The sequence below is a fragment of the Primorskyibacter flagellatus genome, assembly GCF_014638275.1.
GTDB classification, from domain to species: Bacteria; Pseudomonadota; Alphaproteobacteria; order Rhodobacterales; family Rhodobacteraceae; genus Pseudooceanicola; species Pseudooceanicola flagellatus_A.
This window is the reverse complement of the sequence record NZ_BMFJ01000001.1, coordinates 1541233-1568058: the sequence shown is the minus strand read 5'-3', so window position 1 is coordinate 1568058 and position 26826 is coordinate 1541233. Positions and strand designations below refer to the sequence as shown.

The 26826-nt window shown below is 68.4% G+C and carries 23 protein-coding genes; 13 read left to right on the top strand and 10 right to left on the bottom strand.

The window, feature by feature from the left end; genetic code table 11:
* Positions 1-41: 41 nt before the first annotated feature.
* Positions 42-1448, bottom strand: a complete 1407-nt coding sequence (gltX, locus tag IEV87_RS07710; protein ID WP_188477067.1) for a glutamate--tRNA ligase — start codon at positions 1446-1448, stop codon at positions 42-44.
* Between the two features lie 87 nt (positions 1449-1535).
* On the opposite strand from gltX, the gene IEV87_RS07705 reads away from it, so the two are divergent.
* Positions 1536-3686, top strand: a complete 2151-nt coding sequence (locus IEV87_RS07705; RefSeq protein WP_308419887.1) for a ComEC/Rec2 family competence protein — start codon at positions 1536-1538, stop codon at positions 3684-3686.
* On the opposite strand, the gene lexA is transcribed toward IEV87_RS07705, so the two are convergent.
* The 7 genes from lexA to trpD all read right to left on the bottom strand — a co-directional run bounded on the left by lexA (position 3683) and on the right by trpD (position 9966).
* The gene (gene lexA / locus IEV87_RS07700) at positions 3683-4393 is read right to left on the bottom strand and encodes a transcriptional repressor LexA (RefSeq protein ID WP_188477066.1); all 711 of its coding nucleotides are present in this window, start codon (positions 4391-4393) and stop codon (positions 3683-3685) included. The genes IEV87_RS07705 and lexA overlap by 4 nt on opposite strands.
* A 169-nt stretch (positions 4394-4562) precedes the next feature.
* Complete coding sequence (locus IEV87_RS07695; RefSeq protein ID WP_188477065.1) at positions 4563-5762, bottom strand: CaiB/BaiF CoA transferase family protein; 1200 nt, start codon at positions 5760-5762, stop codon at positions 4563-4565.
* A gap of 87 nt (positions 5763-5849) precedes the next feature.
* A complete protein-coding gene (locus IEV87_RS07690; protein ID WP_188477064.1) occupies positions 5850-7022 on the bottom strand; it encodes a molybdopterin molybdotransferase MoeA in 1173 nt (390 codons plus the stop codon).
* Complete coding sequence (gene moaC / locus IEV87_RS07685; RefSeq protein ID WP_188477063.1) at positions 7019-7495, bottom strand: cyclic pyranopterin monophosphate synthase MoaC; 477 nt, start codon at positions 7493-7495, stop codon at positions 7019-7021. The genes IEV87_RS07690 and moaC overlap by 4 nt, the downstream gene beginning before the upstream one ends.
* Positions 7492-8313 (bottom strand): indole-3-glycerol phosphate synthase TrpC, encoded by an 822-nt coding sequence (gene trpC / locus IEV87_RS07680; RefSeq protein ID WP_188477062.1) that lies wholly within the window; start codon positions 8311-8313, stop codon positions 7492-7494. Before trpC ends, moaC begins: the two co-directional genes overlap by 4 nt.
* Positions 8310-8948 (bottom strand): uracil-DNA glycosylase, encoded by a 639-nt coding sequence (locus IEV87_RS07675; RefSeq protein ID WP_188477061.1) that lies wholly within the window; start codon positions 8946-8948, stop codon positions 8310-8312. The genes trpC and IEV87_RS07675 overlap by 4 nt, the downstream gene beginning before the upstream one ends.
* Before the next feature lies 1 nt (position 8949).
* The gene (gene trpD / locus IEV87_RS07670) at positions 8950-9966 is read right to left on the bottom strand and encodes an anthranilate phosphoribosyltransferase (RefSeq protein WP_188477060.1); all 1017 of its coding nucleotides are present in this window, start codon (positions 9964-9966) and stop codon (positions 8950-8952) included.
* 123 nt (positions 9967-10089) lie between these two features.
* Between trpD and IEV87_RS07665 the strand changes: the two genes are divergently transcribed.
* The 4 genes from IEV87_RS07665 to IEV87_RS07650 all read left to right on the top strand — a co-directional run bounded on the left by IEV87_RS07665 (position 10090) and on the right by IEV87_RS07650 (position 15681).
* Positions 10090-12039 carry a divergent polysaccharide deacetylase family protein gene (locus tag IEV87_RS07665; RefSeq protein WP_188477059.1) on the top strand — a complete coding sequence of 650 codons (1950 nt, stop codon included), beginning with the start codon at positions 10090-10092 and terminating at the stop codon, positions 12037-12039.
* Between the two features lie 137 nt (positions 12040-12176).
* Complete coding sequence (locus tag IEV87_RS07660) at positions 12177-13055, top strand: NAD(P)-dependent oxidoreductase (RefSeq protein WP_229737472.1); 879 nt, start codon at positions 12177-12179, stop codon at positions 13053-13055.
* Between the two features lie 234 nt (positions 13056-13289).
* A complete protein-coding gene (gene guaB, locus IEV87_RS07655; RefSeq protein WP_188477057.1) occupies positions 13290-14738 on the top strand; it encodes an IMP dehydrogenase in 1449 nt (482 codons plus the stop codon).
* A gap of 235 nt (positions 14739-14973) precedes the next feature.
* Complete coding sequence (locus IEV87_RS07650; RefSeq protein ID WP_229737471.1) at positions 14974-15681, top strand: GntR family transcriptional regulator; 708 nt, start codon at positions 14974-14976, stop codon at positions 15679-15681.
* Between the two features lie 10 nt (positions 15682-15691).
* Here IEV87_RS07650 and IEV87_RS07645 read toward each other — a convergent pair whose 3' ends face one another.
* Positions 15692-16111 carry a nuclear transport factor 2 family protein gene (locus tag IEV87_RS07645; RefSeq protein WP_188477056.1) on the bottom strand — a complete coding sequence of 140 codons (420 nt, stop codon included), beginning with the start codon at positions 16109-16111 and terminating at the stop codon, positions 15692-15694.
* 230 nt (positions 16112-16341) lie between these two features.
* Between IEV87_RS07645 and IEV87_RS07640 the strand changes: the two genes are divergently transcribed.
* The 5 genes from IEV87_RS07640 (at position 16342) to IEV87_RS07620 (ending at position 23075) form a co-directional block, all read left to right on the top strand.
* A complete protein-coding gene (locus tag IEV87_RS07640; RefSeq protein WP_188477055.1) occupies positions 16342-17514 on the top strand; it encodes an ABC transporter substrate-binding protein in 1173 nt (390 codons plus the stop codon).
* A gap of 73 nt (positions 17515-17587) precedes the next feature.
* A complete protein-coding gene (locus IEV87_RS07635; RefSeq protein WP_188477054.1) occupies positions 17588-18463 on the top strand; it encodes a branched-chain amino acid ABC transporter permease in 876 nt (291 codons plus the stop codon).
* A gap of 4 nt (positions 18464-18467) precedes the next feature.
* The gene (locus tag IEV87_RS07630) at positions 18468-20972 is read left to right on the top strand and encodes a branched-chain amino acid ABC transporter ATP-binding protein/permease (RefSeq protein ID WP_188477053.1); all 2505 of its coding nucleotides are present in this window, start codon (positions 18468-18470) and stop codon (positions 20970-20972) included.
* Positions 20969-22210, top strand: a complete 1242-nt coding sequence (locus IEV87_RS07625; protein WP_188477052.1) for an amidohydrolase family protein — start codon at positions 20969-20971, stop codon at positions 22208-22210. The genes IEV87_RS07630 and IEV87_RS07625 overlap by 4 nt, the downstream gene beginning before the upstream one ends.
* A gap of 226 nt (positions 22211-22436) precedes the next feature.
* Positions 22437-23075: a flavin reductase family protein gene (locus IEV87_RS07620; RefSeq protein ID WP_188477051.1), complete on the top strand. Its 639-nt coding sequence runs from the start codon at positions 22437-22439 to the stop codon at positions 23073-23075.
* 74 nt (positions 23076-23149) lie between these two features.
* On the opposite strand, the gene IEV87_RS07615 is transcribed toward IEV87_RS07620, so the two are convergent.
* The gene (locus IEV87_RS07615; RefSeq protein WP_188477050.1) at positions 23150-24106 is read right to left on the bottom strand and encodes a LysR family transcriptional regulator; all 957 of its coding nucleotides are present in this window, start codon (positions 24104-24106) and stop codon (positions 23150-23152) included.
* 109 nt (positions 24107-24215) lie between these two features.
* On the opposite strand from IEV87_RS07615, the gene IEV87_RS07610 reads away from it, so the two are divergent.
* The 3 genes from IEV87_RS07610 to IEV87_RS07600 are packed head-to-tail and all read left to right on the top strand — an operon-like array spanning position 24216 to position 26818.
* A complete protein-coding gene (locus IEV87_RS07610; RefSeq protein ID WP_188477049.1) occupies positions 24216-24812 on the top strand; it encodes a 2-oxo-4-hydroxy-4-carboxy-5-ureidoimidazoline decarboxylase in 597 nt (198 codons plus the stop codon).
* Complete coding sequence (locus IEV87_RS07605) at positions 24809-25297, top strand: tripartite tricarboxylate transporter TctB family protein (RefSeq protein WP_188477048.1); 489 nt, start codon at positions 24809-24811, stop codon at positions 25295-25297. The genes IEV87_RS07610 and IEV87_RS07605 overlap by 4 nt, the downstream gene beginning before the upstream one ends.
* A 3-nt stretch (positions 25298-25300) precedes the next feature.
* Positions 25301-26818: a tripartite tricarboxylate transporter permease gene (locus IEV87_RS07600; RefSeq protein WP_188477047.1), complete on the top strand. Its 1518-nt coding sequence runs from the start codon at positions 25301-25303 to the stop codon at positions 26816-26818.
* Positions 26819-26826: the final 8 nt, after the last annotated feature.

The following is a 26826-nucleotide window of genomic DNA, read 5'->3' as shown; positions in this document are numbered from 1 at the left end:
AGCCGCGCGCCCCTTCTTATTCATGAGGTGTGACGAGAACGTTACGCCGCCACCCCCGCGTCATCGAGCCGGAGGATGGTTTCCTCGCGTCCCAGAACAAGCATCATGTCGAAAACACTGGGCGTCGCGGCCCGTCCGGCCAGGGCGGCCCTGAGAGGGCCGGCCATCTGCCCGAACTTCAGTCCCCGCTGCTCGGCAAAGCTGTTCAAGAGGACCTCCAGATCGTGACGCTCCCAAGTAGCAGTTTGCAGCTGCGGCGTCAAATCCGTTAACATTTGCCGCGCCTCGTCGGTCAGGGCCTTTGCCGCCTTGTCTTCGATGTCCAGCGGCCGGTCCGTCAGGCAGAAGTGCGCCTTTTCAAGCAGTTCCGGGTAGGTTTTGGCGCGTTCTTTCAGCACCGGCATGGCCTGTCCGACCAGCGCGGCCTTGGCGGGCGGCAGGGCGGTCTGGCCTGAGGCGTTCAGAAAGTCAGACAGCTCATGCAGCAGCGCAGCATCGTCGGTCATGGCGATATGCTGGCCGCAGACGTTTTCCAGCTTCTTGAAGTCGAGCCGCGCGGGGGACTTGCCGATGCCCGTCAGGTCGAACCAGTCCTTCGCCTGCGCGTCGGTAAAGACCTCGTCGTCGCCATGGCTCCATCCGAGCCGGGCGAGGTAGTTGCGCATGCCGGACGCCGGGTAGCCCATGTCGCGATATTCCTCGACCCCGAGCGCGCCGTGCCGCTTGGACAGCTTCTTGCCGTCAGGCCCGTGGATCAGCGGGATATGGGCATAGACCGGCACGGGCCAGCCCATGGCCTCGATGATCGCCATCTGGCGCGCCGCGTTGTTGAGATGGTCGTCGCCCCGGATCACATGCGTGACCCCCATGTCGTGATCGTCCACCACAACGGCGAGCATGTAGACCGGGTTCCCGTCCGAGCGCAGCAGCACGAGGTCGTCGAGCTGGTCGTTCCGGATGGTCACGTCGCCCTGCACCTCGTCGCGGATGACCGTAGCGCCTTCGCGCGGGGCCTTCAGCCTTACGACGTAAGGCGCGTCGGGGTGGGTGGCCGGATCGGCGTCGCGCCAGGGAGACTGGTAGAGGGTCGAGCGCCCCTCGGCCTTGGCGGCATCGCGGAAGGCCTGGATTTCGTCCTGCGTGGCAAAGCACTTGTAGGCGCGGCCCGTCTCCAGCAGGTCAAGCGCCACGGCGCGGTGCCGGTCGGCGCGGTCGAACTGCGACACGACTTCGCCGTCATGGTCGAGCCCGAGCCACTCCATCCCCGCAAGGATCGCCGCCGTCGCCTCGGGCGTGGAGCGTTCGCGGTCCGTATCCTCGATCCTGAGCAGGAATTTCCCGCCGCGCCCGCGCGCATAAAGCCAGTTGAACAGCGCGGTCCGCGCGCCGCCGATATGCAAGTAGCCGGTCGGGGAGGGGGCGAAACGGGTAACAACCTCGGATGTCACGGGGAGAAGCAGCCTTTCGTTTACCGGGCGTTTACCGGGTCGTGCCCAATCTGAGAGGTGTCTATCTGTCGGAAACGGGGGTGACAAGTGCGGCAGCGGGCGGAGGCGCAGGCTGACGGCGGGGCAGGTCCCCTTGCGGGCCCGATACCGGGGGCGGGCCCGATACCGGGGGCGTGGCAGTCCGGTCCCGGCGGGCTGCTGTTGCGCCAGCGCGGACATCTGTTTCCCTGGGCACCGGTGGCACTGGCCTGCGGCATCGGGCTCTACTTCTCGCTGAGGGTGGAACCCGCGGGGCAGGTGGTGCTGGGTGTCGCCCTTCTGGCGCTGCTGCTGGCGGTGCTGGCGTTCCGGCTGCCACCCGCGGTGTCCCCTCTGATCTGGGGGCTGGCGCTGGCGGCGGCGGGGCTGGTGCTGGCGGCGGCGCGGGCACAGACCACCGCCGCGCCGGTGCTGGGCTGGCGCTACTACGGCGCGGTAGAGGGACGGGTGATCGGCATCGACCGCTCCGCCTCGGACGCGCTGCGGCTGACGCTGGACCGCGTGCGGCTGGACGACGTGCCCCCGGACCGGACCCCGGCGCGGGTCCGTATTTCCCTGCACGGAGAGCAGGGTTTCATCGACCCGGCACCCGGCATGACCGTCATTACCACCGCCCACCTTTCCCCGCCCGGAGGCCCGGTGGAGCCGGGCGGCTTCGACTTCCAGCGCCACAGCTGGTTCCACCGGCTTGGCGGCATCGGCTACACCCGGACGCCGCTGCTGGAATTGCTGCCGCCCCGCCCCGGCGCGACCCCGGTCTTCACCCTGCGCATGGCCCTGTCCGACCGGATCCGCGCCGTGCTGCCAGGCGACACCGGGGCCTTTGCGACGGCCGTGATGACCGGCGACAGGTCGGCCCTGACGGAGGAGATCACGCAGGCCCTGCGCCGTACCAACCTGGCGCATCTGCTGGCGATTTCCGGGCTGCACATGGGGCTGGTGGCGGGGTTCGTCTTTGCCGCGCTGCGCCTTGCGGGGGCGGCGATCCCCCATGTCGCGCTGAACTGGCCGGTCCGGTCCATCGCCGCGCCGGCCGCGCTGACCGCGGCGGCGGGCTACCTGGCGCTGTCCGGAGGCTCCATCGCGACGGAGCGTGCGTTTGTCATGGCCGCCGTGGCCCTGCTGGCGCTGGTGGCCGACCGGCGGGCGATATCCCTGCGCGCGCTGGCCATCGCCGCGCTGGTGGTGCTGGTCCTGAGACCCGAGGCGCTGTTGTCGCCCGGGTTCCAGATGTCTTTCGCCGCAACCACCGCCCTTGTCGCGGTCTTTGCCGCGCTGCGGGGACAGGGGCGCGGCTGGCCGAAGCTAGTGACCGGCACGCTGACGGTTGTGCTGACCTCGACCGTCGCGGGGCTGGCGACCGCGCCGGTCGGGGCGGCGCATTTCAACATGGTCTCCCACTACGGGCTGATCGCAAACCTGGCCGCCGTGCCGCTCATGGGGCTGTTCGTGATGCCCGCCGGGGTGGTGGCGCTGCTGTTCATGCCGCTCGGGCTGGAGCCGCTGGCGCTGATCGTCATGGGCTGGGGGCTGGACTGGATCCTGCTGGTCGCCCGCACGGTGGAGGCCTGGCCCGGCGCCGTCGGACAGGTGCCCGCGCCGGGGCCATGGGTACTGCCGCTGTTCGCGGCGGGCGGGCTTCTGGTCGCGCTTTGGCAGGGGCGGGGACGGGTGGCGGGGGTGGTGCCGGTGCTTGCGGCGGCATGGCTCTGGACGCAGGCGGAGCGGCCGCAGGTCCTGATCGAGGACGCCGGGCAGATCGTCGGCATCCTAGGCCCCGAAGGGCGCGCCCTGTCCCGCCCGCGCGGGGCCGGGTTCGTCGCCGGCGTCTGGCTCGAGAACGACGGATCGGCGCTGGATCAGGAGAAGGCCGCCGCACTCTGGCCCGCCGCTCGCCCCGACGGAACCATCGCCCCGCCCGACAGAGGGGCCGTCCCGCTGCGCCACCTGACCGGCAAGCGGGCCGCCGCTGCCGCCGGCTGCGCGCCGGGGGAGGTACTGGTCCTGACGCACGACCCGCCCCGGCCGCTGCCCTGCGAGGTCTTTGCCCCGAAACGCCTGCGCACCACCGGGGCGGTGGCGCTGCGGTTCGGACCGGAGGGGATGGACGTGACAACGGCCCGCGCACTGACGGGCCGGAGGTTGTGGAACGATGCCGGGGTGCGGACCGACCGGCTGTGGCGCGCGGCGGGGCCCTAGTAGGTGCGGATCAGCCCGACCAGACGCCCCTGCACCTTGACCCGGTTGTCGGGCAGAACGCGGGTTTCATAGGCCGGGTTGGCTGCCACCAGTTCGATCTGGCCAGAGCGCTTGAAGAACCGCTTCAGCGTCGCCTCCTGTTCGTCGACCAGTGCCACGACGATGTCGCCATTGTCCGCCGTTGTCGTCTCGCGGATCACCACGACGTCGCCGTCGTTGATACCGGCGTCGATCATGGAGTCGCCCCGGACCTCGAGCGCGAAATGCTCTCCGCGACCCGAGAGCATGGACCCCGGCACGGCGACATGGTGAGAGACCTGATTGATCGCCTCGATCGGGACACCGGCGGCGATGCGGCCCATGACGGGCAGTTCGATCGCATGCACCGCCTCGACCGGCATGGAGGGGCTGAGCTGCGGTGTCTTCGGCACCGCCCCGCCCTCGATCACGCGGGGGGTGAAGCCGGTGTCGGTTGTCATGCCGGAGGCCATACTGTCGGGCAGCTTGACGATTTCGATGGCGCGGGCGCGATGCGCGAGCCGGCGGATGAACCCGCGCTCCTCCAGCGCCGTGATGAGCCGGTGGATGCCGGACTTCGACCTGAGGTCGAGCGCCTCCTTCATCTCGTCGAAGGAGGGCGGCACCCCGTCGCGCTGCACGCGCTTGTGGATGAACTCCAGCAGGTCGAGTTGTTTCTTGGTCAGCACGGCACTACTCCCTCGCGCGGCTTTTGTTAACTTTTGTTCTACACGTGTTCACGTTTTGTGTCAACGGGTCTGGCGGGAGGTGTCAGGAGGCGGGGACGGAGAGGGGCGCTGCCCCTCGCCCCTCGCGGGGCTCACCCCGGGATATTTCGGGCAAGGCGAAAGGGGAGGGTCAGAGCACCCTGTCCGCGTGAAGGCGGGCGATTTCGGTGTCGGTGAAGCCGAGGGAGGCGAGGATCCGGTCATTGTCCTCTCCGAGCGCGCGGGAGGGTGCGTAGGGCGCGGGGTCCTTGCCAGCAAAGCGCAGCGGCGTGCCCATGACGACGATCTGGCCATATGTCGGATGGTCGACGGGATGCAGCATGCCCCGGTCGTGCAGATGCGGATCGGCGAGCACCTCGGCCAGCGTCATCACCGGCGCGCAGACCGCGCCGTTGTCCGACAGCATCCGGCGCAGCGCCTCGCGCCCGTGTTTCACCGTTTCGCGGCCGAGCTCCTCGTCGAAGGCATCCATGTTGTCGCAGCGCAGGCGCAGGGTGGCGAACCGCGGATCGGTCAGCATGTCTTCGCGTCCCAGAACCTTTGCGGTGGCGAGCCAGTGCTTTTCGGTCACCGCGATGATCGCGACATAGCCGTCGGCAGCGGGGTAGATGTTGTAGGGCGCGAGGCTCATCCCTCCGTGGCGGCTGCCGGTGCGCGACACGAAGCCGGGATCGTCGCGGTTGGCCCAGGCGGCGGCGATGTTGGACATGAGCGAGGGCACGGCGGCATCCATCATGGAAATGTCGGGGGACAGCACCTCTCCGGTCAGGTCGCGGTGGCGCAGCGCGGTGACGATGGCGCCGTAAAGGTGCGTGCCGGCAAGGAAATCCACGATCTGCGGCCCGGCCTTGACCGGCGGGCCGTCGGCAAAGCCGGTCGCGTCGATGATGCCGGCGGCGGCCTGCACGGTGAGATCCATGGCCAGGAAATCGCGGTAGAGCCCGCTTTGCCCGTAACCCGAATTGCGCGCGACGATCAGGCGGGGGTTGATCGCAGCCAGCCGTTCCGGCGTGAGGCCGAGGCGGGACAGCACGCCGGGGCGGAAGTTCTCGACCAGCACGTCGGCGGTATTGAGCAGGCGTTCCAGCACCTCTGCCGCGCCGGGGGCCTTCATGTCGAGCGTCATCAGCGTCTTGTTGGCGTTGAGCAGCGCGAAGGGCAGGTTGGCCCCGCCCGCGCCGTCACGCTTGCGCACGCTGTCGCCCTCGGGCGGTTCGATCTTGATGACCTCTGCCCCGGCGCGGGCCATCATGAAGGTGCAGTAGGGTCCGGAATAGACGCGCGTCAGGTCGACCACGCGCACCCCTTTCAGCGGCAGGGCTGGGTTCATTGTCTGTCCTCCCGCGGCCCGTCCCGGCCGCCTCCTTACCGATTGGTAAGCCGGCTTGGCGGGAGAGTCAAAAGCGCTGTGAGGCAGTCAGAGGGGGAGGTAGTCGGCGATCTCTCCGGCTTTGGCGGCCGGAGCGTTCGGCGCGCGCACCAGTAGCGCCCCGGACCCGGCGAGGACGGAAAGCAGGGCGGAGTCCTGACGGGCGTCGGGAACCAGCCCCTCGGGCGTGAGGCGGGCGCGCATGTAGTGTTCGCGGGGGCCGTTTGCCTCGACATCCTGTGCCAGAGGCGCGCGCAGGCGGGGGGCGGGGGCCGAGCCAAGGCCAAGCATGTGGCGGATCACCGGCACCACGAAGATATGCCCGCAGACCATGGCAGAGACCGGGTTGCCCGGCAGCCCGATCATCGCGGCATCGCCCAGACGCCCGGCCATCAGCGGCTTTCCGGGGCGCATCGCGACTTTGTAGAACGCCCGCTCCATCCCCAGGTCGGCGGCGGCCTGCGCGACGAGATCGTGATCCCCCACGGAGGCCCCGCCGATGGTGAGGATCAGGTCGGCGTCCGAGGCGAGGGAGAGGATGGTCTGCAGGCTGTCGATCCGGTCGCGGGCGATCGGCATCAGCCGCGCCTCCGCCCCGGCGGCGGTGAGCAGGGCATGCAGCCCGTAGGAATTCGACGCGACGATCTGGTCGGGGCCGGGGGCCTCACCGGGCTGGACCAGTTCGTCCCCCGTAGGGATCAGCGCGACGCGGGGACGGCGGGCGACGGGCACGCGGGCGATGTTCATCGCCGCCATCAGCGCGACGTCGGACGGAGAGATCACGCGGGGGCTATCTATCTGATCGCCAATGCGGAAATCGGCGCCGAGGGGGCGGATGTTGGTGCTGTCGGAATAGTCCGCCGCGATGGTGATGCGGTCTGCGTTGCGGGTGACGTCCTCCTGTATCACGACGCGGGCGGCACCTTCGGGGACAGGCGCGCCGGTAAAGATACGCACGGCCTGACCGGCGGACACGGTGCCGGACCAGGCGCGGCCGGCGGCGGCCTCTCCGACGACGGTGAGCGTGGCGCCGGGGCGGGCGTCGTCCTCGCGTACGGCATAGCCGTCCATGGCGGAGGCAGAGAACGGAGGCTGGTCGCGCAGGGCCTTGACCGGGCGGGAGAGGGTCCGGAACGAGGATTCCGAAAGTTTCACTTCTTCAACCGAAAGCGGAGAGGTCAGCGCGAAGAGATGCGCCAGCGCCTCGTTGACGGTTATCACAGCTTCGCCTCGTAGCGACCTGATTTACCGCCATCTTTCAGAACGACTTTCAGGTCAGATATCTCCATGCCGCGATCCACAGCCTTGCACATATCGTACACCGTCAGCGCGGCGGTGGAGGCAGCGGTGAGCGCCTCCATCTCCACTCCGGTCTTGCCCGTGGTCTTCACCGTCGCTTCGATCCGCACACCGGGGAGCGTGGCGTCCGGCGTCAGGTCGACCGTGACCTTGGTGATCGGCAGGGGGTGGCAGAGGGGGATCAGGTCGGAGGTCTTCTTGGCCCCCATGATCCCCGCCAGGCGCGCGATGCCCAGAACGTCGCCCTTCTTTGCCGTCCCGCTTTCGATCAGGTGAAGAGTGTCCGGCAACATCCTGATAACGCAGGAGGCGACGGCGATCCGGTCCGTATCCGCCTTGTCCGAGACATCGACCATATGGGCCTGCCCGGCCTTGTCGAAATGGGTCAGGCTCACAGCCCGACCCCCTGTCCGAGACCGCCCGCCGGATTGGTAAGCAGCGCGCGGGTGGCGGCGGCGACATCCTGCTGGCGCATGAGGCTTTCGCCGATCAGGAAACAGCGCGCGCCGTATTCCGCCATGTCGGCGAGGTCCTGCGGGGTCGAAAGGCCGCTTTCCGACACGATGGTCCGGTCCGCCGGCGTCATCCGCGCCAGCCGTCGGGTTGTGTCAAGAGTGGTCTCGAAGGTCTTCAGATTACGGTTGTTTATCCCGACCAGGGGAGAGGAGAGGCGGGTCGCGCGTTCAAGCTCCGCCTCGTCGTGGACCTCGATCAGCACGTCCATGCCCCAGTCCGTCGCGGAGGCCTCCAGCTCTGCCGCGAGCGTGTCGTCGAGCGAAGCGAGGATCAGCAGGATGCAGTCGGCGCCGAGCGCACGCGCCTCGGCCACCTGATAGGGATCGTACATGAAATCCTTGCGCAGGACGGGCAGGTCGCAGGCGGCGCGGGCCTCGCTCAGGTAGGATTTGGCGCCCTGGAAACTGGGGGTGTCGGTCAGCACCGAAAGACAGGCCGCGCCACCCGTGGCATAGGCCGCGGCGAGCGTGGCGGGATCGAAGTCCGCGCGGATCAACCCCTTGGAGGGAGAGGCTTTCTTGACTTCGGCGATCAGCCCGTAGCCTTCGCGCGCCGCCTCGTGCAGGGCCGCACCGAAGGGCCGGACAGCGGGGGCGTTGCGGGCCTCGGACTCCACATCCGCAAGGGGCTTCGCGGCCTTGTCGGCGGCGATCTCCTCGAGCTTGTAGGCCTTTATGCGGTCAAGAACGGTACTCATTCGGGCGTTGTCCAGTTGATCGGGGTGTCCCCCCGTGACTTAAGCCAGTTGTTTACGGTTGAAAATGGGCGGGAGCCGAAAAAACCCCGGCGCGCGGAGAGCGGCGAGGGATGGGCGGAGGCGTGGATCAGGTGATCCGCCGCGGTGATCTGGTCCCGGAACCCCTGCGCATGGCCGCCCCAGAGCACGAAGGCGCGGGGCCGGTCGGACAGACGCGCCAGCACCTGCCGGGTCAGGGCGGACCAGCCGAGCCGCGCATGCCCCCCGGCCTGACCCGCAGGGACGGAGAGCGCGGTGTTCAGCAGCAGCACGCCCTGCCGCGCCCAGAACCGCAGGTCTCCGGTCGCGGGGCGGGTCCCGAGGTCCGTCTCCATCTCCTTGAAGATATTGGACAAGGATCGGGGCAGGGGTGTCACGCCGGGGTCGACGGAAAAGGCCAGCCCGTGCGCGTGGCCGGGGGTCGGATAGGGATCCTGACCAAGGATGACGACGCGCGCGGCCTCGGGCGGGACCATGTCGAGCGCGGCAAAGCGCTGTGCCTCGGGCGGCAGGACCGGGGTGTCGGAACGCGCCAGTTCGGCGGCGATCCGGGGGTAGTCGGTCGCGAAGAAGGGCAGGTCGCGCCAGCCGTCCATCTTACGCAGAGGTGAGCCGGGCCAGCCCGTCGACCTTGCCCTGCGCCGCGCCGCTGTCGATGCTGTCCGCGGCGAGCGAGACGCCGTCGCGCAGGTCCGCCACCTTGCCCGACACCACCAGTGCGGCGGCCGCGTTCAGCAGGACCGCGTCGCGGTAGGCGGAGGCTTCGCCGGCAAGCAGGGCCTTGAACGCCTTGCCGTTTTCCTCTGGCGTGCCGCCGAGGATCGACTCGAACGGATGCACCGGAAGGCCCGCGTCCTCGGGGTGGATTTCCACCTCGCGGATCGTGCCGTCCTCTTCCAGTGCGGCGATCCAGCTTGTGCCGGTGATCGTCAGCTCGTCCGTCCCGTCCGATCCGTGCACCAGCCACGCGCGGTCGGCGCCGAGCGCGCGCAGGGTTTCGGCCATCGGGCGGATCAGCGCGCGGGAAAACGCGCCGGTCAGCTGCCGTTTCACCCCGGCCGGGTTCGTCAGGGGCCCGAGAATGTTGAAGATCGTTCGGGTGCCGAGCTCTGTCCGCGCGGGCATGACGTGGCGGATCGCGGGGTGGTGCATGGGCGCCATCATGAAGCCGATGCCGACCTCCGCCAGCGCCTTTTCGACCACCTCGGGGCCCACCATGACCTCGATCCCCATCTGGCCAAGCGCGTCCGCCGCCCCGGACTTGGACGACAGGTTGCGGTTGCCGTGCTTGGCCACCACCACCCCCGCGCCCGCCACGACGAAGGCCGTCGCGGTGGAGATGTTGAGCGTGCCCTTGCCGTCCCCGCCGGTGCCGACGATGTCGATCGCGCCCGCGGGGGCGCGGACCGGCAGGCACTTGGCCCGCATCACGCCCGAGGCGGCGGCGTATTCATCCACCGTCTCGCCCCGCGTGCGCATGGCCATCAGCAGCCCGCCGATCTGCGCCGGGGTCGCCTGGCCTTCGAACAGGATGTCAAAGGCGGTCTCGGCCTCGGCGCGGGTCAGGGGGCGTTCTGCCGCCGCGGCGATCATCGGTTTCAGCGCGTCGCTCATCTTTGGTCCCTTTCCGCGCTGTCGCGTCGCTGGCCACTGGAACGGGGCCTCTCTTGTGGTAACATGTCGCCGGGATACAGCCCTTGGGGCTTCCGGCTTGTCGCTGGCCCGGATCGGGCCTAGATGAGCCACGCGCGCCGCCAGCGTCAAGGGGCGGGGCAGGCAAAAGACGGGTCTGATGGCACGTCGGGACAAGGGCAGAAGACCGGGTTCGAACCCGGCGGACAGGAGAGCGGCACCTTGCTACGCGGTATCATCCTTGGGGCGGCCTACGGCCTTGTTCTGGGCTCCACCGCGCTTGCCGTCCTGTCGCTGAGCACCGCCCTTCCCCCCGGACCGCCGCCCGAACTGGGTACGGCGGAGGTACCCGAGAGCTATGGCCCCGCCGATCCGGACGGTGCCGCCGGTCTGCCGGATAGGCTTCCCCTGTCGCAGCCCGCGCCTGAACGCGCCGGGGTGCAGGGCGACGCGGTGCGTGGCGATGCGCCGGGAGCCGACGGTCTGGCCGCCCTGACGCCCGAGACGCGCGACACCGCCGCCGCCCCGTCCCCAGATGCCGCCGCCGGGCAGCCCGAAGCCCCGGACGCGGAGCCCCTGGCGGATATGCCGGAGGTCGCCCCGGTCGCGCCCGTGTTGCCGAGCCCGCTGGCGCGCGCGCCCGGAGAGCCGCTCCCCGAACCCGCCCCGGAGATTGCGACGGAGCCGGCCCTGCCGCCCCGCGCCGCACCGGGAGAGGAGGTCACCGGCTTCCCGACCGGCGACCTGACGGAGGCGGCGGATGCACCGGAACCGGTGCGCGACGCGTCCGGTGCTGCGGGCGGGGACACGGATGTGGCGGAGGGTGCGGTTCCCGGTGCGGCGGCTGTGCCTGACGAGGACGGTCTGGCGGATGCGGGCGGCGTTGCGCCGGGTGTTTCCGTGTCCGAGGGGAGCGACAGCGCTGTGGATCCTGAGGCGGACGTCGCCGCGCAGGGGACCTCTGCGTCCGATGCGACATCCGGCACTGTCGCGTCCGGGGCGAGCATGCCCGAAAAAAGCGCGACAGGGACGGTCGTTACAGAAAATGCCGCGCCGGAAAGGTCCGGGGCGGAAGCGACTGCGCCCGAACCATCAACCGCCGAGACCACGGCAACGGACTCCGTTGCACCTGAAGCTGAGGCGCCCGAGAGCGACACCATCGTAGCGGAGGCTCCCGCACCCGAAATCGCGACGCCGACCCCTTCCGACCCCCTGCGCCCCCGCACCTCGGCCCTGCCGCGCGCCGATGAGACGGGGGACGCCGCCCCGCGCGCGCTACCCGGTCAGCCTGCCGCACGGCTCACCGAGACCGCGCCCGACACCGCATCCGACACCGCAGAGGCCGGGCCGCCCGCGGACCCCGCCGCGGACCCGGAGGTCGAGGACACACGGCCCCCGATCGACCGCTTTGCCGCGCCATTCGAGAACCCGGAGGGGCAGCCCCTGCTGTCCATCGTGCTGATCGACGACGGCACGGGCGGGGCGGAACTGCCGGATCGCTTCCCCTATCCGATTTCCATCGCCATTCCCGCCGCCCGGCCCGATGCGGCAGAGGCCATGGCCCGCGCCCGTGCCGCCGGTTTCGAGGTGCTGGCGCTGGCCGACCTGCCGCGCGGGGCCACGCCGCAGGACCTTGAGACCAGCGCCGCCGCCTGGTTCGCCGCGCTGCCCGAGGCGGTTGCGGTGATGGAGCCGCCGGAGCGCCCGCTGCAGTCCGGCCGCGCGCTTGGCGAACAGCTGGCCGCCGTTCTCGCCGAAACCGGCCACGGCCTGCTGCTGTATCCCGAGGGGCTGGATACCGCGCGCAAACTGGCCGAGCGCCGCGGCGTGCCCGCCGCCACCGTCTTCCGCGATCTCGACGCGGAGGGGCAGGGAGAGTCGGTCATCCGCCGGTTCCTCGACAACTCCGCCTTCCGCGCGGGGCAGGAGGGGGCGGTGATCCTCGTCGCCCGCCTGCGCCCCGAGACCCTGCAGGCGCTGCTGGTCTGGGGGCTTGCGGATCGTGCGGGCCGGGTGGCCCTGGCCCCCGTGTCCCATGCGCTGAAGGCCGAGTAGGGGCCGGCTCTGGCGGGCCGGTGCCTCCGGCGGGGATATTTCCGGCAAGATGAAAGCGGTGGCATTTCCGGGCGGCATTGCGGGGCCGGGCGCGGCGGGCTAGACCTTGCACATTGATCGCGGCCATGGGGGGAGACATGAGCGGACAGCCGGTTCTGGGATTCATCGGTCTGGGCGTCATGGGCGAGCCCATATGCCGGAACATGATGGTGAAATCGGGCGCGCCGATGCTGGTGTCGGACCTGAGCGCCGCCCCCGTCGCCCGCCTGACTGCCCTTAGTGCGGAGCAGGCCGCGCCGGAGGAGATCGCGGCGCGGGCCGACATGATCTTCCTGTCCCTTCCCGGCGGTCCGCAGGTGGAGGCGGTGGCCGGGACGCTGATCCCGATGCTGCGGGCGGGGCAGGTGCTGGTGGACATGTCGACCGCTCCGGTCGGCCTGACCCGGGACCTCGCCGCCCGTGCCGAAGCCGCCGGGGCCCGGTATGCGGACGCACCGGTCGCGCGCACCCGCGCCGCCGCCGAGGCCGGGACGCTGGCGATCATGGTCGGAGCGGAGGAGGAGACGTTTTCGCAGGTGGAGCCGGTGCTGTCCCATGCCGGGGATACCATCCTGCACTGCGGGCCTGTCGGTTGCGGGCAGGTGGCGAAGATCCTCAACAACATGGTGCTGTTCCAGAACGTCGTCGCCATGTCCGAGGCGCTTGCGCTCGGCACCGCGGCGGGCATGGACGGCGGGCGGCTGTTCGACATCATCTCGCAGGGCTCGGGGGACAGCTTTGCCCTGCGCAACCACGGCATGAAGGCGATGATCCCGGATACCTTTCCGAAGCAGGCCTTCCCGACGGATTACGCGCTGAAGGACGTGTCATACGCGCTGGAACTGGCGCGGGATGCCGGTCTGGCCGCGCCCGGGGCGGAACTGGCCGAGGCGCGCATGAGGATGGCTAAGGCGGCGGGGTTCGCGGAAGAGTACTTCCCGGTGCTGGCACGGCTGGCGGGGAAGCCGACGGAGTAGGGGGCGTTCCGGGAGAAGCGGTCATCCTCCGGCTCGACCGGAGGATCTCATGCCGACGCGATCCCCGGGTCCAGTCCGGGGAAGACGGTTTCCCGGGTGTGACGGGTGCGGTCCTGACAGCCCCCGCACCATCTGCCCCGGCGCATACCCGGTTCCACCAGATTTAGCCCTTTCCCCCATCCCGCATCCATGCAATAGGGAAGCGCCAAGTGATCCCATCCAAGGAGATGTCCCATGGAGATTCGCGAGGCCCTGACCTTCGATGACGTCCTGCTTGTTCCCGCAGCTTCCTCGGTGCTGCCCTCGACGGCGGACACGCGTACGAAGGTGACGAAGTCGATCTCCCTGAACATTCCGCTGCTGTCTTCGGCCATGGATACGGTAACGGAGGCTCGCATGGCGATCTGCATGGCGCAGGCGGGGGGCATGGGGGTCATCCATCGCAATCTCGACATCCAGCAGCAGAGCGACGAGGTCCGCCGGGTCAAGCGCTTTGAGAGCGGTATCGTCTACAAGCCGATCACCCTGAGCCCCGACCAGACGCTGGCCGACGCGAAGGAGATGATCGGGCGCTACAACATCTCGGGCTTTCCGGTGGTGGACGGCGGGGGGCGGGTTGTCGGCATCCTGACCAACCGCGACATGCGCTTTGCCAGCGACGACCGCACGCCGGTCAGCGCGATGATGACGTCGAAGGACCTCGCCATCCTCACCGAACCCGCCGACCGGGACGAGGCGATTTCGCTGATGAAGGCGCGCCGGATCGAGAAGCTGCTCATCACCGACAAGGCGGGCAAGCTGACCGGGCTGCTGACGCTGAAGGACAGCCAGCAGGCCGTGCTGAACCCGACCGCCTGCAAGGACCAGCTGGGCCGGCTGCGCGTCGCCGCCGCCACCACCGTGGGCGATGCGGGGTTCGAGAGGTCGGAGGCGCTGGTGGATGCGGGCTGCGACCTGATCGTGATCGACACCGCCCATGGCCATTCCGAGGGCGTCGCGAAGGCGGTCGAGCGGGTCAAGATGCTGTCGAACGAGGTGCAGGTCGTAGCCGGGAACGTCGCCACCGGAGAGGCCACGCGCGCCCTGATCGGCGCCGGGGCGGATGCGATCAAGGTCGGGATCGGCCCCGGGTCGATCTGCACCACGCGCATGGTGGCCGGTGTCGGCGTGCCACAGCTGACGGCAATCATGGACTGCGCCGGGGCCGCCGGGGACGTGCCGGTGATCGCGGACGGGGGCATCAAGTTCTCGGGCGATTTCGCCAAGGCGATTGCGGCGGGCGCCTCGGTCGCCATGGTCGGGTCGATGATCGCCGGAACGGACGAGAGCCCGGGCGAGGTCATTCTCTACCAGGGCCGGTCGTTCAAGTCGTATCGCGGCATGGGGTCGCTTGGCGCAATGGCGCGGGGGTCGGCGGACCGGTATTTCCAGAAGGACGCGGCCTCGGACAAGCTGGTGCCGGAGGGAATCGAGGGCCAGGTGCCCTACAAGGGATCCGCCGCGACAGTGGTGCATCAGCTGGTCGGAGGCCTGCGCGCCGCCATGGGGTATACCGGCTGCGCCACGGTGGAACAGATGCGCAAGGGCTGCCAGTTCGTGAAGATCACCAACGCCGGGCTGGCGGAAAGCCACGTGCACGACGTTCAGATCACGCGGGAGAGCCCGAACTACCGGATCGGGTAAGCCGCCTTACCGGCAATGGCGTCGGGGGCCGTGATGACCGGGTTGGTCTGAGCGGACCGACGTCCGGCCGTGTCGCCCGTCCGGGGCCAACCTGACGGGGATCGTGCCGCACACGCCGGAATCCGGCGATCGAACGTCACCCTGAGAGGGCCGGGCCGCGGCCGCCGCGTCGGGGTTGCGGGAAACCGGGCGGCGTGTCAGCTTGGAACGCGGGCAATCAACGCAGGGCTGAACCTTGACGAAGAAACCGTTGAAGAACCGGTCGGAACTGATCTGCTCCGCACTTCGGTCCGCCATTCTGGAGCGGGCCCTGCTGCCGGGCATGAAACTTCCGGAGGATTCCCTTGGCGAACGGTTCGGGGCAAGCCGCACGATCGTCAGGCAGGCGCTGGAGCGTCTGGCTGCGGAAGGTCTGGTGGAGCTGCGGCACAACCGCGGCGCGGCCGTCGCCTCGCCCAGTCTGGACGAGGCACGGGACCTGTTCGAGCTGCGGGTCCAGATCGAGGATATGGTGATCGCCCGTCTCGCCGCCGGTCTGACCGCGGAACAGGCGCAGGAGCTTGAAGACCATATCAGGCGGGAGGAAGAGGCGCAGGCGGGGCCCGAGACGATCTCGATCCGTCTGGCAACCGAATTCCACATCCTGATGGCGGAGCTGACGGGGAGCCCGGTGCTCGTCCGCTACGTCAACGAAATCGCCTACCGCTGCGGCCTGACCCTGTCGCAGTTCTCGCGGCCGCATTCGACGGCCTGCGGCATTCAGGAACACCGTGAAATCCTGAGCGTGCTGCGGTCCGGGGACGTGACCCGCGCAAAGCAGATCGCGCGGGACCATCTTGAGTCCGTGTCCTCGCGCGCGCAGTTCCGGGATGCCGAGGCCGGGACGTTTTCCTACCTCGACGCGCTGGAACCCTACGCCAGCCAGGTCCGCGAGGCATCCTGAGACGGGCGGCTCAGGCCTCGATCCCGCGTGCGGTCAGGATACGTTCGGCGCTGTCGTTCCAGACGTCCATTTTCACGATCCTGCCGTCCCTGACGACGAACCGGTCAACATAGCGGTTGCCTTCGAACGGTGTCCCGTCCGGCCAGGCGCCGTAAAGATAGCCGGTGGAATAGACCACCGTCCCCTCGTCCCCCTGCGCCACGTCGAACTGACGCATATCCTTCTTGACCCATGCGTAGCGGCCCGCGTTGAATCCGGCGGGGCCGGAGGGGTGATGGTACACGCGGCCTCCGGTGAAGGTGATTGTGACCTCGTCGGCCATGTAGGTCGCCGCGCGCTCCGGGTCGGGTACCATCGAAGCTTCGAGGTAGTCGCGAACGATCCGGGCCTCTTCGGGCAGGGTGTGCCCGTCGGTTTCCGTGGCGGTCATGGCGGGTCCTTTCGTGGTGAACATGATTCGTATGTCGCATTTCGCGGCGGTCCGGCCCAGTTGCATGCAAACACTTCATACAAAAAATGCATGCAATCCGATGAAACCTTGTGCAGCAGGGTGATTTATCGGGGTCCGGAGGCGTTCCCGGACATCGGACTCTTTGACAGGCGGGGTCCGCTCCCGCGCCATGGGGGTGTCAATAACGTCCCAAACCGGAGAAACCGACAATGCCCCGCCGACTTCCCCTGACACGACGCACCCTGCTTGCCGGCGCCACCGCGCTCGGGCTTGCCACCGCATTTCCCGCCACCGCACAGGACGGTCCGATCAAGATCGGCCTTGTGGCCGCGCTGTCCGGCCAGTCGGCCAAGTCCGGCGAGGCCATCACCCGCGGCATCACCCTGGCCATGGACAAGATCAACGCCGAGGGCGGCGTGATGGGCCGGCAGCTGGAGCTTGTCAGCCGTGACGACGAAAGCAACCCCGGCAAGGGTCTGGTCGCCGCGCGTGAACTGGTGCAGCGCGAAGGCGTCGCCGCCCTGATCGGCGGTCTCGACACGCCGGTGTCGCTGGCCATCGTGCCCTTCGCGAACGAGGCCAAGGTGCCGTTCATGGGGCCCTGGGCCGCCGGCACTCCGATCACCATGAACGGGGCGGAAGAGAACTATGTCTTCCGCGTCTCGGCCGTGGACGAGATCGTGGACGAGGCTATCACCGAATACCTCGTCTCCAAGTACGGCGCAAAGAAGCCGGGCATGATCCTCATCAACAACCCCTGGGGCGAATCCAACGAGAAGGGCCTGATGAAGGCGCTGGAAAAGCGCGGCATGGAACATGCGGGCATCGAGAAGTTCGAAAACAACGACGTCGACGTCGTCCCGCAGCTGACCCGCCTGAAGGAGAACGGCGCCGACGGGCTGTTCCTTGTCGCCAACGTCGCGCCCTCCGCGCAGGTGGTGAAATCGCTCGACAAGATGGGCTGGGACGTGCCGGTCGCGTCGCACTGGGGCCCGGCGGGCGGGCGCTTTACCGAACTGGCCGGAGACAGCGGCGAGAAGGTGCACTTCATCCAGACCTTCCTGTTCGACAGCGCCGAGCACCCGCTCTACATGAAGCTGACCGAGAAGTTCCCGGAGGTGGAGAGCCTCGCCGACGTGACGCCGGCCACGGGCATCGGCAACGCCTATGACGCGACGCTGCTGCTGGCGGCCGCGATCGAGGCCGCCGGGTCGACCGAGGGGCCGGCCATCCGGGAGGCGATGTACACCATCACCGGCGTCGAGGGGGTCATCAAGACCTACGACACCCCGTTCACGCCCGAGAATCACGATGCGCTTGGCCCGAACGACTACATCATGTCCCAGTTCGTGAAGGGCGAGATCATCCCGATCGCCGACTGATACCCCCGGCCTCCTGCCCGACGGGCGGGGGGCCTTTCCCGACCGCACGCCCCAGAAGAACGACGGAGCCGAAATGACCCTCCTTGTCACCGCCCTCGTGACCGGCCTCGGCCTTGGTGCGATGTACGGGCTGATCGCCCTCGGCTTCCAGATCACCTATTCCGTCTGCTCCCGGGTGAACTTCGCGCAGGGCTCCATTGTCATGCTGGGCGCGGTGCTGGGCTATGTGCTGACGCAGCGTGCGGGCCTGCCGGTGATCGTGGCCTATCCGCTGGCGCTGGCGGGCTGCGCGCTCATGGGCATGCTGGTCGAACTGCTTCTGGTCCGCCCCTTCGCGAACCGCGGGTCGGAGGCCTGGCTGATGGCCACCGTCGCCGGGGGCATCCTGCTGGACAACGCGGTTCTCTTCACCTTCGGGAACGAACCGCGCAGCCTGCCGTCGCCGCTGGTCGGCCAGACCTGGCAGATCCTTGGCACCGGCGTCTATCCGCAGCAGCTGCTGATACCCGTGGTGGCCGTGGGCCTTGCCGTGGCGCTGCATGTGCTTTTCCGCAAGACGCGTCAGGGCAGGGCGCTTCTCGCCGTGGTGCAGAACCCCGAGGCGGCGCGGCTCATGGGGATCAACACCACGGCGATGATCTCCGGCTCCTTCGCCCTGTCGGCGGTGCTGGCGGGGGTCGCGGGCCTGCTGATCGCGCCGCTTTTCTCGGTGCATTCCGACATGGGTACGCTCTTCGGCATAAAGGCCTTCGCGGTGGCGATCCTGGGCGGCATGACTTCTGCCTCGGGCGTGATGCTTGCCGGGTTCATCTACGGGCTGGTGGAGGCGCTGGTGACCACCTACCTCGGCTCCTCCTACACCTATATCGCGGTCTTTGCCCTGTTGATCGTGGTCCTCGCGGCCAAGCCGAACGGCCTGTTCGGCCGGGCCGCGCTCCGGAAGGTCTGAACCGATGCGACTTACCGAAGCCCGCCTCCTCGACCTGACGATCATCCTTGTTGCGGCGGTCGCGCTTGCCGCGCTCGGCCTGCTCAACGGCTACATGCAGTTCGTCTTCGGCCTTGTCGCGGTCTGGACCATCCTCTGCACCGGCCTCAATGTCTACTACGGCCTGACCGGTCTCGTCTCACTCGGCCAGGTCGGGTTCTTCGCGGCTGGCGCCTATGCCCATGCGATCCTGATCCAGTCGGGGGTCAGCTTCTGGCTGGCGCTTCCGGCCGGAGCTGTCGTGGCTGCGCTGATCGGCTGCGTGCTGGCCATCCCGGCGGTGCGCATGGGCGGTCCGTTCCTTGCGATGGTGACGATTGCCTTTGCCTTCATCATCGAACACCTCGCTATCGAATGGAGGACGCTGACCGGCGGGCAGAACGGCCTTTTCGGTTTCACGCAGCCGCGCCTGTTGGGCCATGGCTTCACCGAACCCAACCTCGTGAGCCTGTCGATCATTCTCGCCGCCGCAGGGCTTCTGGCCTACCGCCGGCTGGCCGTCAGTGGCTGGGGCATCGCCATGGCGGCGCTGAGGGATCAGGAGATCTCGGCCGGGTCGCTTGGCTATGACCCGATCCGCACGAAACTCGCCGCCTTTGCCATTGCGGCGGGCGCGGCGGGTCTGGCGGGCGGTCTCTTCGCGCAGCTCATGCAGTTCATCGCCCCGTCGAACTTCGTGCTGTCGCAGTCGATCCTCTTCCTCTTCGCGGTAATCCTCGGCGGGGCGGGGACGGTGCTGGGACCGCTCGTCGGCGCGGCGGTCGCGGTCATGCTTCCGGAGTTCCTGTCGGGCCTTGCCGAATACCGTCTGCTGTTCTTCGGAGCCCTTCTCGTCGCCGTCCTGCTGATCGCCCCGCGCGGGATTGTCGGCACGGTCGCGGCGGTCCTGCCGCGCAGGGCAGGGGATGTGACCCCCGCCGACCCGGCCGACGTCATGGCGTTCATCACCCCGGCAGAGCGTCAGACGCTGACGGTCACCGACCTCGGCATCACCTTCGGCGGCGTCCGGGCGGTCAACGGCGCGACGTTCGAGGCAAGGCCGGGCGATGTTACCGCCGTGATCGGTCCCAATGGCGCGGGCAAGACCACGCTGCTGAACATGGTGTCGGGCTTCTACCGTCCGGGCGCGGGGCGGATCGAGACAGCGGGCCGGGACATTGCAGGCTGGAGCATGCATGCGACGGCCCGTATCGGCATCGCCCGCACCTATCAGGCCACCCGTCTGTTCGGCGCCCTGACGGCGGAGGAGAACGTCATCGCGGGCTTCCCGCGCGGCACCTTCGGCGGCATCTTCACCGCCCTCGGCACACCGGAACGCCGGTCCATGGCGCGGGGGCTTCTGGCGCTTGTCGGCTATCGCGGGGAACCGGGTGCCCGCGCATCGGACCTGCCCCATGTCGACCGCCGCCTGATCGAGATCGCGCGTGCGCTGGCCATGCGACCGGGCGTTCTTCTGCTGGACGAACCCGCCGCGGGGCTGATGCAGGGGGACAAACGCGCGCTGGCCGATCTTCTGCGGAGACTGGCGGACACCGGCATCGCCGTCGTGCTGGTCGAACATGACATGGAACTGGTCATGGGCATATCGGACCGCATCCTCGCGCTGGATGCGGGCGAACCGATCGCCTTCGACACGCCCGCAGTCATCCGCAGCGACGCCCGCGTGATCGCCGCCTATCTGGGCGAGGGCACGCTCAGCGTGCCGGGCCGGACGCTGGCCCATGAACCGGGGGCCATCGACCGGCTTGTCACGCGCAACCTCTGCGCGGGATACGGCGCGGCGGATGTGCTGCAATCGGTCAGCCTGAACGTCCGGCAGGGAGAGATGGTCGCGCTGCTCGGGGCCAATGGCGCGGGCAAGTCGACATTCCTGCGGACGGTGGCCGGGCTGATGGCCCCGACCTCGGGTCAGATCGTGATGGACAACGCCGACATCCACGGCCTTCCGCCGTATCAGATCGTCGACCGTGGCCTCGTCCTCGTTCCCGAGGGGCGGCAGGTCTTCCCCGAACTGACCGTTGCCCAGAACATCGAACTTGGCGCCTATCGCCGCAGGACGCGCCCCGATCCGGCGGAGCTTGAAGCGCTGCTGACCCGCTTCCCGCGCCTGCGCGACCGGCTCCACCATCCGGCGGGGCTGCTGTCGGGCGGAGAGCAGCAGATGATGGCCGTCGCCCGCGGGCTGATGTCGCAGCCGCGCCTGCTGCTGCTGGATGAGCCGTCTCTCGGCCTCGCCCCCGCGATGATCGAGGAGCTTTACGCCATCCTCGCCGAACTGCGCGACGACGGCATCACCATCCTGCTGGTCGACCAGATGGCCTCCCTTGCCCTCGCCGCGTCCGACCGGGGCTACATCCTCGAGCAGGGCCGCATCGTCGCCGAGGGCAGCGCCGCGGCGCTACTGGCCGATGACGCGCTGATCTCGGCCTATCTCGGCGGCGGAGAGAGCAGGGCGGAGGCGGCCCAGTGACGCTGGACCTCGTCATTCGGAACGCCCGCCTCGCGGACGGCGCGTCCCCCGTCGACATCGGCATCGCAAGCGGCCGCATCGCGGCCATCGCCGCAGACATCAGCACGGATGCGCGGGTGCTGGACGCAGCTGGCGACCGCCTGATCCGGGGCTTTGCCGACAGCCACCTGCATCTCGACAAGGCATGCCTGCTGGACCGGACCTCCAACCCCTCCGGCACGCTGAAGGGTGCGATAGCGGCCGTGAGCGCCGCCAAGCGCGACTTCACGACAGAGGATATCTATGCCCGCGGCGCCCGCGTGCTTGAAAAGGCGATCTGTCAGGGGACCAACCTCGTCCGCGCGCAGACCGAGATCGATCCGGTGATCGGCCTCGCCGGGTTCGACGCTGTACGCCAGCTCAAGGCCGACTACGCCTGGGCGCTGGACCTGCAGATCTGCGTCTTCCCGCAGGAGGGGCTGCTGAACCTTCCCGGCACCGAAGAGCTGCTGCGCCGGGCGCTCGATCAGGGGGCGGACCTTCTGGGCGGCTGCCCTTACACGGACACCGATCCGAACGGCCAAATCGCGCGCCTGTTCGACATGGCGCGGGAGTATGACGTCGATCTCGACTTCCATCTCGACTTCGACCTCGACACCGGCTGGCGTCATCTGGACGAGGTGGCGCGCCAGACCATCGCGCATGGCATGCAGGGCAGGGTCGCGGTCGGGCATGTGACCAAGCTTTCGATGCTGCCGCGACCCGCGCTGGAGCAGACCATCGCCCTGATGCGAGACGCCGGGATTGCCCTGACCGTTCTGCCCGCCACCGACCTCTTCATGATGGGCCGCGAACATACCGAGGCGATCCCGCGCGGCGTTGCCCCGGCGCACAGGTTCCACGCGGCAGGGGTGTGCTGCACGGTCGCGACCAACAACGTGCTGAACCCCTTCACGCCCTATGGCGACTGTTCTCTGCCGCGCATCGCGAACCTGTATGCGAATATTTCCCAGATTGGGGACCGCGCGGGGTTGAGCGCCTGTTTTGACATGATCACCACCGCGCCGAACCGCCTGCTGGGCCGGGATGACCGGATCGCAGAAGGGGACACCGCCGATCTCGTCCTACTGTCCTGCGGCGACGCGGTCGCGGCGGTGTCCGAAATCACGCGGCCTCTCTGGGGGATGAAGGCGGGGCGGCTGACCTTCGACGCGCCCCGGCCGGCGCTTCTGCGGCCTGCGCCGCTGCCGGCATGCTGACCTTTGAAGGGTTCCGGAACATGCCATGCGAGGCTTGTGAGCCTGGCGTGAAAACCGGCGGGAACGGGCGCGAATCTGTCACCGGAAACCGCGAGAAAGAACAAGGACACGGACTGATGCACCTCTGCCCCATGACAGCCGGGACCTGTCCCCCGAACCCCGGCCAATCCTGCGCCCGGATCGCCACCACTGGCGCGCGTGCTCCCGGACTGCATCGGGAGACCGCATGACGACCGTCAGCTTCGATTTCGACAGCCTGACCCCGAAGGAACGCTACAAGCTCCTGATCGGAACCGTGATCCCGCGCCCTGTCGCGCTGGTCACGACCCGGTCGCCTTCGGGACAGGCCAATGCCGGGGCGTTCAGCTTTTTCAACGTCCTGACCCATGATCCCGCGATCCTCGCGCTCGGGGTCGAGTACAAGCCGGATGGCACGCCCAAGGACACCGCCCGCAACATCCTCGATACCGGAGAGTTCACGGTCCACATCGCCGACTACGCGCTGGTCGACCAGATGGAAATCTGCTCGATCAAGTTCGCGCCCGAAGTGGACGAGCTGGAACTCGCGGGGCTGGAGACTGCCGCCGGCGAAACAGTGCGGAGCCCGCGCATCCTGGCCGCCCCGGCGGCGCTGGAATGCACCCTGCTCCAGTCGATCCCGGTCAGTCCGGCGCGGGTGATCGTGCTGGGGCAGGTGAAGAAGATGTTTCTGCGCGAAAGCCTGCTCGACCCCGCGACGATGTACATCGATCAGGAGGCTTTCGACGCGATCGGTCGCCTGGGCGGGTATCTGTATGCCCGGCAGGGGGATCAGTTCGAACGGGTGACGCCTACGCCGGAGGCATTCTTCACGACGACCGGGTGAAGGCGGCGAAGCAGGGGGTCTTGGCAGCGCTTCGAACCATAAGCAGGACACCACTCCACGCCGGAACCGTTGACCTACCGGAGGGGCGGATCCGCCTGATCGGAGACCGCTGCATCCAGCGCGGCGAGCCGTTGCGGGACCGTGGTTGCCAGCGCCTCTCCGACCAGCCGGGCGGCGCGGGGCATCATCCGGCGCGCATCCACCACCACGCTGATCGACTGTGGCCGCAGCCGCTTGTCGGTGAGGGGCACGAAGCTCAGCACGCCGGTTTCGAGTTCCGCCAGCATGTCGAGCCGTGAGGACAGGGCCATCAGCCGCCCCTGCGCAAGGATCTGCTTGAGCAGTTGCAGCGAATTCGTCACCAGCGCCGGTTCGACCGGGTCGAACAGCCAGCCATAGCGCTGGTCGAGGTATTCGCGTGAGGGCAGGACCCGGCTCTGCGCCGCGATCGGGTGCTGCGCGGCCTCGGTCAGCGCCACGCCCTCCCGCCCCCAGAGCGGATGCCCGCGCCCGACCACGCATCCGAACGGCAGGGGGGAGGACCAGAGCACGTGGCGGTTCCGGTCGTTCGGCAGGTTGAAGGCAATGGCCAGGTCGATACTGCCGTTGTCCAGTTCGCGCCCCGCCTCGCGCGGGGTCATGATGTCGATGGACAGGTTGATGCGGGGATAGCGCAGGGCGAAATCGTCGACCAGAGCGGGCAGGATCGTGTTGGCCATGCTGTCCATCGCGGCGAGACGCACGGTGCCGTGCTGCTCTCCGCGCATGTTGCGCAGTTCAGTTTCCAGCCGGTCTTCGTCCGCCCGCCAGCGCCGTGCCATCTGCAGCGCGGTCTCCCCCGCGGCCGTCAGCCGCATCCCCCGCGCGTGGCGCTCGAACAGCGGCGTCTGGCAGCTGTCCTCCAGCGCGATGATCTGCCGGTCGATGGCCGAGGCGGCGATGCCAAGACTGCGCGAAGCCGCCTGGATGGAGCCGGTGCGCGCGACGGCCTCAAGGTACTGGAGCGGGCGGGGAAGGATGTGGAGCGCCATTCGGGTTGCCCTCAGCATTGCCATTTTGCGTATGCAGCGTGACCCATTTTGAAATATTTGGCAACGCAATGCGGCGCTACGGTCAGGGGAAACCCAAGGAGGCGACTCGGTGCCCGTTTCGGCAGACAACCCATTTTCGATCGCGACCCTGAACCGTGCGGCGGCGCCGGAAGCGCTTGATATGATGGATCGCATCGTCGAACGCTCCGACTGGCTTGCGGCCCGGGCGGTCACCGCGCGCCCCTTCGCCGACGCCGCCGCACTGGCCGGTTGGCTGGAAGAGCAGGTCACAGGCCTGCCGCGTCAGGATGCGATCCTTCTGCTGCAGGCGCATCCCGAACTGGCCCCCGCCGCACCCGCCGAGATGACCGAGGCTTCGCAGAGCGAGCAGGGCCGTATGCGCCTTCTCGATCCCGCGCCCGCCCTGGCGGACGCGCTGGCCGCGCTGAACGCCGAATACCGCGACAAGCACGGTTTCCCCTTTGTCATCGCCCTGCACGCGCAGCCGGACATGGAGGCGGTTCTTGCCCAATTCCGGGGCAGGTTGGCCGCGGCGACCGCAGAAGAGCTGCCCCGGTCGCTGCGCGAAGTTGTGTCGGTGATGAAAGCGCGCTTGGCTCGTCTGACCGGGGACACATCCGTCATGCAGGGGAGGGCAGAAGCGGCCGGCGCCCCTGCCACCATGACCGGAGACACCCGCCCATGAGAGACCTCCTCCTCAGGCTCCGCCGATCCGAAGACGCCGCCCGCCCGCCCCATGCCTGGCTGGGCGCGCTTGGCGGCGCGGCGCTGCTGATCCTTGCCGTCATCTTCATCGTCGGGGGCTATGAGCTCGGCTTCGGCTCCACCCGCCGTCTCGGCACCGGGGCTTTCCCGGTCATCACCGGCTTTGCGCTGGCCGTGCTGTCGCTGGCCGTCATTGCCGGGGACCTTGCCGACAAGACGGACCTCGAGAAACCCGACTGGATCAGCTTTGCCGCGATAGGCGGGGCGCTGGTGGTCTTTGCCCTGACCGTGGGACGTATCGGGCTGGTGCCCGGCGTGTTCCTGACCACGATCACCGCCAGCCTGCCCGACCCGGCACTGAAATTTCCCGGCAAGGTGCTTCTGGGCGCCATCGTCGCCTTGGGGTGCTGGGGCCTGTTCATCGAGGTCATCAACCTTCCCTTCAAACCGTTCATGGGGCTCTGAGAGATGGATATCATCACCGGTTTCAGCCAGGGCCTGATGGTCGCGATGCAGCCCGAGAACCTGCTCTACTGCTTTGTCGGGGTCTTCCTCGGCACCTTTATCGGGGTCCTGCCGGGCATCGGGTCCATGGCCGCCATTTCGATGCTGCTGCCGCTGACCTTCTACCTCGACCCGACGGCGGCCATCGTCATGATCGCAGGCGTCTACTACGGCGCGGAATACGGCGGGTCGATCGCGTCGATCCTGATGAACATCCCCGGCACGCCGTCCTCGTCCATCACCTGCATCGACGGCTATCCCATGGCGCGCGAGGGCAGGGCGGGCATTGCGCTCTTCACCTCGGCCATCGCGTCCTTCGGGGGCGGGATCATCGGTATGGTGGTCATGGCGGTGCTGGCCCCGGCGCTGGCGACGCTGGCGCTGAATTTCGGTCCGACGGAATATTTTGCCGTCATCCTCCTCGGGCTGGTCGCCGCGTCGGCCGTGTCCAACGGCTCGCCGGTCAAGGGCGTCGCCATGGTCGCGGCGGGTCTGATGCTGGGCACCGTCGGTGTCGACATCACGACGGGGGCGGAACGCTTCACCATGGGCATTCCCGAGATGCGCGATGGCGTTCATCTGGTCATCGTCGCCATGGGTCTTTTCGGGGTCGGAGAGCTGATCACCTCCATCCGCGCCAATGCCACCGGGGCGCATCAGAACGACATCGACTACAAGAAGTTCTATCCGACACGCGCCGAGTGGAAATCCATGTTCGGCCCGATCTGGCGCGGTGCGGGCATCGGCAGCTTCTTCGGCGCCCTTCCGGGCACCGGCCAGACCGTTGCCTCTGCCGTGGCCTATGCGGTCGAAAAGAAGGTCAGCCCGAACCGGGCGAACTTCGGCAAGGGCGCGGTCGAGGGCGTCGCGGTACCTGAATCCGCCAACAACTCCGCCACCCAGACAGCCTTTATCCCGACGCTGACGCTTGGCGTGCCCGGCTCCGCCTCCATGGCGCTCGTGATCGGGGCGCTGATGATGTACGGCATCGTGCCCGGCCCCCGCCTGCTGGTCGATCATGCGGATCTGTTCTGGGGCCTCGTCGCCAGCTTCCTGATCGGGAACATCCTGCTGCTGATCCTCAACATCCCGATGATCGGGCTCTGGGTGCGGCTGCTCAGGATCCCTTACAAGTACATGTACCCCACGATCATCGTGCTGATCTGCATGGGGGTCTATTCGCTCAACAACAACGTCTTCGACATCTGGCTGACGCTGGCCTTCGGCTGGGCCGGCTACCTGATGAAACTCTTCCGCTTCGAACCCGCGCCGTTCCTCATCGGCTTTGTCCTGGGGCCGATGATGGAGGAGCAGCTGCGCCGCGCCATGCTGCTGTCCCGCGGAGACCCCACGACCTTCCTGACCCGGCCGATCAGCGGAACCCTGATCGTCATCACCGTGCTGCTGCTGGCCTGGTCGATCCGGTCCGCGCTTAAAGCCCGCCGTCAGGGCCGCGCGATGCCCATGCTTTCCGACGAATAACCCCTTAA